We start from the raw sequence: 6203 nt of genomic DNA, 5'->3' as shown, positions 1-6203 counted from the left end.
TACCGAGGCAACCAACCAGATGCGCATCTCGCGTGAAGAAATCTTCGGACCGGTCGCTTCGGTGATCCGGGTGAAGGATTATGACGAGGCGCTTGCCGTTGCCAATGACACGCCGTTCGGGCTGTCGTCGGGCATTGCCACCACCAGCCTGAAACATGCGACGCATTTCAAGCGCAATGCCGAGGCCGGCATGGTGATGGTCAACCTGCCGACCGCCGGCGTCGATTTCCACGTGCCCTTCGGTGGCCGCAAAGGCTCCTCCCATGGCTCGCGCGAGCAAGGTCGCTATGCCGCCGAATTCTACACAACCGTCAAGACGGCATACACATCGGCGTAGGTGCTGTCAGAGATGCGAGGGGCGCGCGCGTGGGAACGCTGTTACATGCTCGATGCTCTTGAACAACGCCAGCGCGATGAGGGCGTTGCTTTTTAGATCAGTGTGGGAAGGTCCCTATTCGTTAGAATGGCGTAGCGTCAACACCGCCTCCACTTCGATCTGTGCGCCCTTTGGCAGGGCGGACACTTCGAAGCATGCGCGAGCGGGAAACGGTGCCTTGAAGAAGGTAGCGTACTCCGCGTTGAGTGCGCCGAATTTCGACATGTCAGTAATCAGCACAGTCGTTTTCACTGTCCGGGCAAGGTTGGTTCCGGCTTCCGTTGCGATGGCGGAGATGTTCTTTAGGCACTGGCGCAGTTGTAGCACCGGGTCTTTCGAAACGATCTCACCCGTGGCCGGATCGATCGGCAATTGGCCAGAAACAAACAGAAGTTGTCCCGTGCTTATCGCCTGTGAAAAGGGGCCAACTGCGGCGGGGGCGTTGGTGGTGGATATGGCTGAAAGCAAATTGGTCTCCATTACCGGTTTGTATCGTTTCAGAGTGCGCCAAGGATAATCCCACAAGACGTGAAGCGACTTTGGGTTGAGATTTGCAAGGAAGGGGCCAGGCGCCGAATGCGAACATGTCTCTGCTGAGTTCTTTAGTCTTCGGCCTCGGCAAACGTGTTGGAACGCATACGACGCACGCTGGGTGTCAATATAAGGATGAGCGCCAGAGCGGACATACCGAGCACGGTGATGCTGATCGGGCTGGACACAAGCGCCGTCCAGTCGCCTTGCGAAAAGATCAGCGCCCGGCGCAGGTTCTCTTCGAGCATCGGCCCAAGGATGAACCCCAGCAGCAGGGGAGCCGGCTCGCAATCCAGCTTGAACAGGATGTAGCCGAGCATTCCAAATCCGCTCAAAAGGACAAGGTCCACCAAACTCATATTGATCGAGTAAACGCCGATCGCGCTAAAGACGAGGATCGCCGGGAACATCATGTTGTAGGGCGTCGACAACAGCTTCACCCACAGCCCTACCAAGGGCAAGTTCAGGATCAGTAACATAAGGTTGCCAATCCACATGGATGCGATCAAGCCCCAGAAAAGCGCCGGGTTATTGGTCATCACGCTAGGTCCGGGCTGAATGCCCTGGATCATCAACGCGCCGATCATCATCGCCATAACGCCGTTGCCGGGAATGCCGAGCGTCAGCATCGGGATGAACGATGTTTGCGCACCAGCATTGTTGGCTGCTTCCGGTCCAGCTACGCCTTCCATCGCCCCCTCACCGAACCTTACCGGTCCTTTCGACAGCTTTTTCTCCAAAGCGTACGATGCGAAGGATGACAGCGTTGCGCCACCGCCGGGCAGCACGCCGAGAATGGAGCCTAGGCCCGTGCCCCGCAGGGCGGGCATGATCATCCGCTTGAAATCAGAAGGCGACGGCATCAGTCGACTGATCTCGCGAACCGAGCGACTTGGTGTGTCGCTCGGTTCGAGATTGCGAAGAATTTCCGACAGGCCATAGATGCCGGTGGCAAATGCGACGAAACTGATCCCATCGTAGAGATCGGGGACGCCGAAGGTGAATCGTTCGACGCCGGTGTAAACGTCGGCGCCGACGATGCCGAACAGCAAACCAAGCACGATCATCGCTACCGCTTTGATTAGCTGGCCGTTGGCGAGCGTTACCGACAGGATTAGGCCGAATACGATCAGCGCAAAATATTCCGGGGGGCCGAATTTCAGCGCCATTTCGCCGAGCGGCATCGCAAAGGCAGCGACGACAACAGTAGCGATGGTACCGGCAATAAATGAACTGATTGCGGCCGTCGCAAGCGCGATGCCCGCGTGTCCCTTTCGGGCCATTTCGTAGCCGTCGATGGCTGTGACCGCCGAGGCTGCTTCGCCCGGTAGATTGACGAGGATGGCGGTCGTTGAGCCGCCATATTGTGCGCCGTAGTAGATGCCTGCCAACATTATCATCGACGTTGAAGCATCGAGGCCGAACGTGATGGGCAAAAGAAGTGCTATTGTTGCAGTCGGCCCGACACCCGGAAGCACGCCGATCAGAGTGCCGAGGAGACAACCGAGAAAACAGTAAAACAGGTTGTCGATGGTAAGGGCCGTTTGCAGCCCGAACATAAGATTGGTTACCAGATCCACAATCGGTCCCCCTGGTTAAAGCGTTAGCCAGCGGCCCAATGCCGGCAGCGGCAGACCCAGCCCCCATATGAAAACCGCGGTGGCGAGGACTGCCAGAACGCAGGAAACGATTAGGCGCGTCAACATGCGCATCTCGGGCGCCGCCAGAGTGCCAACAAAGGCCGTCACGGTCACTGCGATTAGAAAACCGGCAGGTCTCACGAGCAGGCCAAAGAGAAGGGGGCTGGCCAGAACGCAAAGCAATCTGACCGGGGCGACGAACGTCATCTGCTCACCCGGACCGATTATTCCCTTGATGGCGACGGCCAGGCCGAGACAGCCGAGTATGGCCGATAGGATAAGCGGGAAAAAGCCAGGCCCCATCTGTGAGGCGTTGCCAAATGAATAGTTCCAGGCGATTACGCCAAATCCGATTGCGAAAGCGGTGATGAAGCCGCCTGCCACAACATCTTTCTTGATGGTGATAGTGCCGCTTGCAAGGACGGTCATCGAAGCGTCTCCTGGCTGCATGGGAAATGGGCCGCAACTTGCGGCCCTCTTGGTGCTGGAACCTTACTGGCCGACCTTGATGCCAAGGCGACCAATCAGCTCTCCGAAGACCTTGCCTTCCCTCTCGATGGCAACTCTCGCCTCTTCGGGAGAGCTTGCAACCACCACTGCGCCGAGCTTCGTGAGGCGTTCTGCGACTTCGGGCTTATTCAGAATCTTCACGACTTCCGCATTCAGCATATCGATGATTTCCTGCGGGGTGCCGGCCGGCGCCAGCATCGCGCTCCACGAGCCTGCATTGTAGTCGGCATAGCCCGACTCAGCCACGGTCGGTATGTCGGGAAACTCCGGCGACCGTTCGGTTCCGCCCACGGCGAGTAATTTCAGGCGTCCTTCGCGCACGAGTGCGCTAACTGAGGGGAGCGTATCGAACGCCATCGTCGCGACACCGCTAATAAGGTCGGGATGAGCCTTAGCACTTCCGGCATACGGCGCGTGCACCATGTCGAGTCCGGCCATGTCGAGGAACCACTCGGAGAAGATATGAACGTTGCTGCCAATCCCTGCGGAGGCAAAGCCCAGCTGTCCGGGACGTTCCTTTACATATGCCACGAACTCCGCAAGCGTGTTGACGGGCAGGGTGGCAGGAACCACGAGACCGACCTGCGTACGCGCCAACAGCGAGATCGGCTCGAAGCTCTGGACCGGATCGTATGAAAGGTTCGGCATGAGCGCCTTGCCCAAAACATGCGACTGGACAACGACTTCGAGCGTGTAGCCGTCTGGGTCGGCTCGAGCGACGAATGTGCTGCCAATCGAGCCGTTCGCGCCGGGCCGGTTATCGACGACGACCGGCTGGCCAAGTGCGGGGGATAGCTGCTCGGCGATCAGTCGCGCGGTGATGTCGCCTTGGCCACCCGGGGCATAAGGCACGATCACTTGTATCGTACGATCTGGATAGGTCTGTGCGATGGCTGGCCCGGCTAGGCCCGCCACAATCGCCAGTAAAAGAGCTCCGCCTTTGAAAAGCTTATTCATTCTCTTGTTCCCTTCGTCTTTTTCATTTGGCCGTGCGAAAGCCCACGGTCAGGCCCGGCGATATTGAGACGCACCATATCTCGCAGAAGCTGGACGATCGCCATCGAGCTTTCGCCTTCGGTACCATCGACGATGAACCGCGAGGTGCAGTACCGCATCTCCCAGCCTCCTGCATCGAGGCATGCTTGAACGATGCGCTTTTCAAGTTCTGGCGTTTGAACGAGATCACGGTTCTTGAGGAGGAAACCAAGCATGGCGGCTATCCCGTATGCGCCCCAGTTGGACACGGAAGCCGGCAGGAAGATGTCGGTTGCGGTCACGGTCACTGCGCCGCCTGGCTTGTCGGTCTGGGTTTCCCGACCATACGGGTGAAAATCCTGCATGAACGGATGGATGCGTCCGAAGCCGATCTCATTGCCGTTGTCGCCGATGCCAATCGTCAGGATACCGCGCTCGGTGGCTTTATCGATGAGCGGCGCGATGTTGACACAGCCTTCGGGAGCAACACCCGTCGAATAGTGGACAGTGCCGTTCTCGTTCGGACCCAGGCGCTCGATCGTTATGATCGCCTTTGGTTTCAAGTCGTCGAGAAGCTTGCCTGCCCAATCGTCGATTTCGGATTGTACCTCTGGCGCGGTAAGGATCGCCGCGCCCATTCGGCGGTTCTTGGCCAGTTCGTATTCGCGGATCATGATGCCTGCGGCATTGCTTGAAGCAACGACCGGGGGAGCATGGCAAACCTCGGTGACATAGACAGGAACAGCGTTGAGGCCCCAGAAAAGCGCCCTAGCCAGCGCGGCGGCTCCGGGAGGACCGTCGCTTTCACCGTTCGGAACCTCGGGGGCATAACCTGCACCGGTCACGATTATCACGACGTCGCCCGCGCTAACCTTCTCAACCAACGCCTCGGCTGCCCGTGCCGTGATCGGTCGCCCGCCGCCTTCGCGCCGTGCTTCATTATAGATTGGTGCGATGATGTTGTGGTTCATGGCGCGGTTGCGCATTTCTACGGTGATCAAGCGATCGACGTATTCGCCAATGATATCTGCCATTTTTGTCTCGCAAAGTTTGTTTTGATTTCGCGAGCTAACAGCAAGAATTTGCCCGGTGCCAATCGAATTAACGGATTTAGTATCAGCTTTTGTTATACAAGGAGCGATTTCTGCCTATAAAATGACGAAGGTGTCGGGTTTCTGCATAAAATGTGTACGGTGGGAAAATGCGTTCATTAAATCATCGTCAGCTGCTCAGCTTTCGCGCGGTTATGGTCACCGGGAGCATGACCGGCGCGGGCAAAATCCTTCACCTCAGCCAGCCGGCAGTGACGAGGTTGATCAAAGACCTTGAACGGGAATTGGACCTTCCGTTGTTCACCCGTACCGGCGTCGCCGTAAAACCGACACAGCAGGCACTGGAGCTATTTCGCGAGGTGGAACGGTACTTTAACGGCGTCGACCGCATCGTCGAAACTGCTCGTTACCTGCGTAATCGCCGGGGTGGACGGCTACGGATCGCCGCAATGTCCACCCTGTCGTCACGTACCTTGCCGGAAGCAATCCACCGCTTCAAGCAGATCGAGCCCGAACTCGATTTTTACATTCACTCCGACACCTCGCATCACATCATCGATGCGGTCCAAAGGAACGAGTTCGATATAGGTTTCGGGCGCGTGCCGACAGAGCGTACTGACATTGAGCATTTGCCGATGCCCACATCGTCGGCAATCTGTCTTGTTCCCAGACACCATCGGCTCGCGGCGAAGGAGTCGATTTCCGTGACTGACCTTCATCAAGAGCAACTGATTTCGCTCGGAACTAGTAGCCTGCTTCGGCTCCAGATCGAGGCGGCGCTGGAGAGCGCCGGCATCAGAGGCGGAACAGTCATACAGACGCTTTTTTCCAACACCGTGCCCAGCTATGTCGCGCGCGGCCTCGGCATTGGGGTCACCGATATCTTCTCAGTGCTCGGCGCTGATCGTACGAACATCGTCATGCGCCGCTTTACGCCGGAACTGACTTTCGACTTTTCAGCCATTTATCCGCGTAGCGAGCACTCTCCCTTGGCCATCGCTTTTGCTCGCATGATGCGCAGCGTCATCGCCAACGATATTGCCGAAGTAGAAGACGCTTTGCAGATGGCACGTTGAATCGAGCAGCCTGGGCAAACGCGTCGCAAGCTCCCATCGAGGC

At 57.7% G+C, this 6203-nt stretch carries 7 protein-coding genes; 2 read left to right on the top strand and 5 right to left on the bottom strand.

From position 1 onward, the window contains the following. Positions 1 to 337 (top strand): aldehyde dehydrogenase family protein (locus ASD03_RS22245; RefSeq protein ID WP_156408044.1); only part of this gene is annotated, 337 nt, incomplete at its 5' end. Between the two features lie 114 nt (positions 338 to 451). On the opposite strand, the gene ASD03_RS22240 is transcribed toward ASD03_RS22245, so the two are convergent. The 5 genes from ASD03_RS22240 to ASD03_RS22220 form a co-directional block, all read right to left on the bottom strand. Further along, entirely contained in the window at positions 452 to 844 is a 393-nt protein-coding gene (locus ASD03_RS22240; protein WP_057216393.1) for a Rid family detoxifying hydrolase, read from the bottom strand. A 134-nt stretch (positions 845 to 978) separates the two neighbouring features. Next, positions 979 to 2487, bottom strand: coding sequence for a tripartite tricarboxylate transporter permease (locus tag ASD03_RS22235; RefSeq protein WP_057216360.1), 1509 nt, complete (start codon positions 2485 to 2487; stop codon positions 979 to 981). 15 nt (positions 2488 to 2502) lie between these two features. Beyond that, a complete protein-coding gene (locus ASD03_RS22230) occupies positions 2503 to 2976 on the bottom strand; it encodes a tripartite tricarboxylate transporter TctB family protein (protein WP_057216357.1) in 474 nt (157 codons plus the stop codon). Between the two features lie 63 nt (positions 2977 to 3039). Next, positions 3040 to 4014, bottom strand: coding sequence for a tripartite tricarboxylate transporter substrate binding protein (locus tag ASD03_RS22225; RefSeq protein WP_057210976.1), 975 nt, complete (start codon positions 4012 to 4014; stop codon positions 3040 to 3042). Further along, positions 4011 to 5066: a glutamate cyclase domain-containing protein gene (locus ASD03_RS22220; RefSeq protein WP_057210974.1), complete on the bottom strand. Its 1056-nt coding sequence runs from the start codon at positions 5064 to 5066 to the stop codon at positions 4011 to 4013. Before ASD03_RS22220 ends, ASD03_RS22225 begins: the two co-directional genes overlap by 4 nt. A gap of 167 nt (positions 5067 to 5233) precedes the next feature. Between ASD03_RS22220 and ASD03_RS22215 the strand changes: the two genes are divergently transcribed. Then, positions 5234 to 6160 (top strand): LysR family transcriptional regulator, encoded by a 927-nt coding sequence (locus ASD03_RS22215; protein ID WP_057216354.1) that lies wholly within the window; start codon positions 5234 to 5236, stop codon positions 6158 to 6160. The last annotated feature ends 43 nt before the right edge of the window (positions 6161 to 6203 follow it).

The organism is Ensifer sp. Root127 (genome assembly GCF_001425225.1).
In the GTDB taxonomy this organism is placed as follows: Bacteria; Pseudomonadota; Alphaproteobacteria; order Rhizobiales; family Rhizobiaceae; genus Ensifer; species Ensifer canadensis.
The sequence above is the reverse complement of the archived record's forward strand: the minus strand, read 5'-3'. Positions and strand labels throughout refer to the sequence as shown.

What these genes read in the sequence shown, in the direction of transcription:
- ASD03_RS22225 (WP_057210976.1), bottom strand. Translation starts at nt 4,014, where the DNA reads ATGAATAAGCTTTTCAAAGGCGGAGCTCTTTTACTGGCGATTGTGGCG.
- ASD03_RS22230 (WP_057216357.1), bottom strand. Translation starts at nt 2,976, where the DNA reads ATGACCGTCCTTGCAAGCGGCACTATCACCATCAAGAAAGATGTTGTG.
- ASD03_RS22215 (WP_057216354.1), top strand. Translation starts at nt 5,234, where the DNA reads ATGCGTTCATTAAATCATCGTCAGCTGCTCAGCTTTCGCGCGGTTATG.
- ASD03_RS22220 (WP_057210974.1), bottom strand. Translation starts at nt 5,066, where the DNA reads ATGGCAGATATCATTGGCGAATACGTCGATCGCTTGATCACCGTAGAA.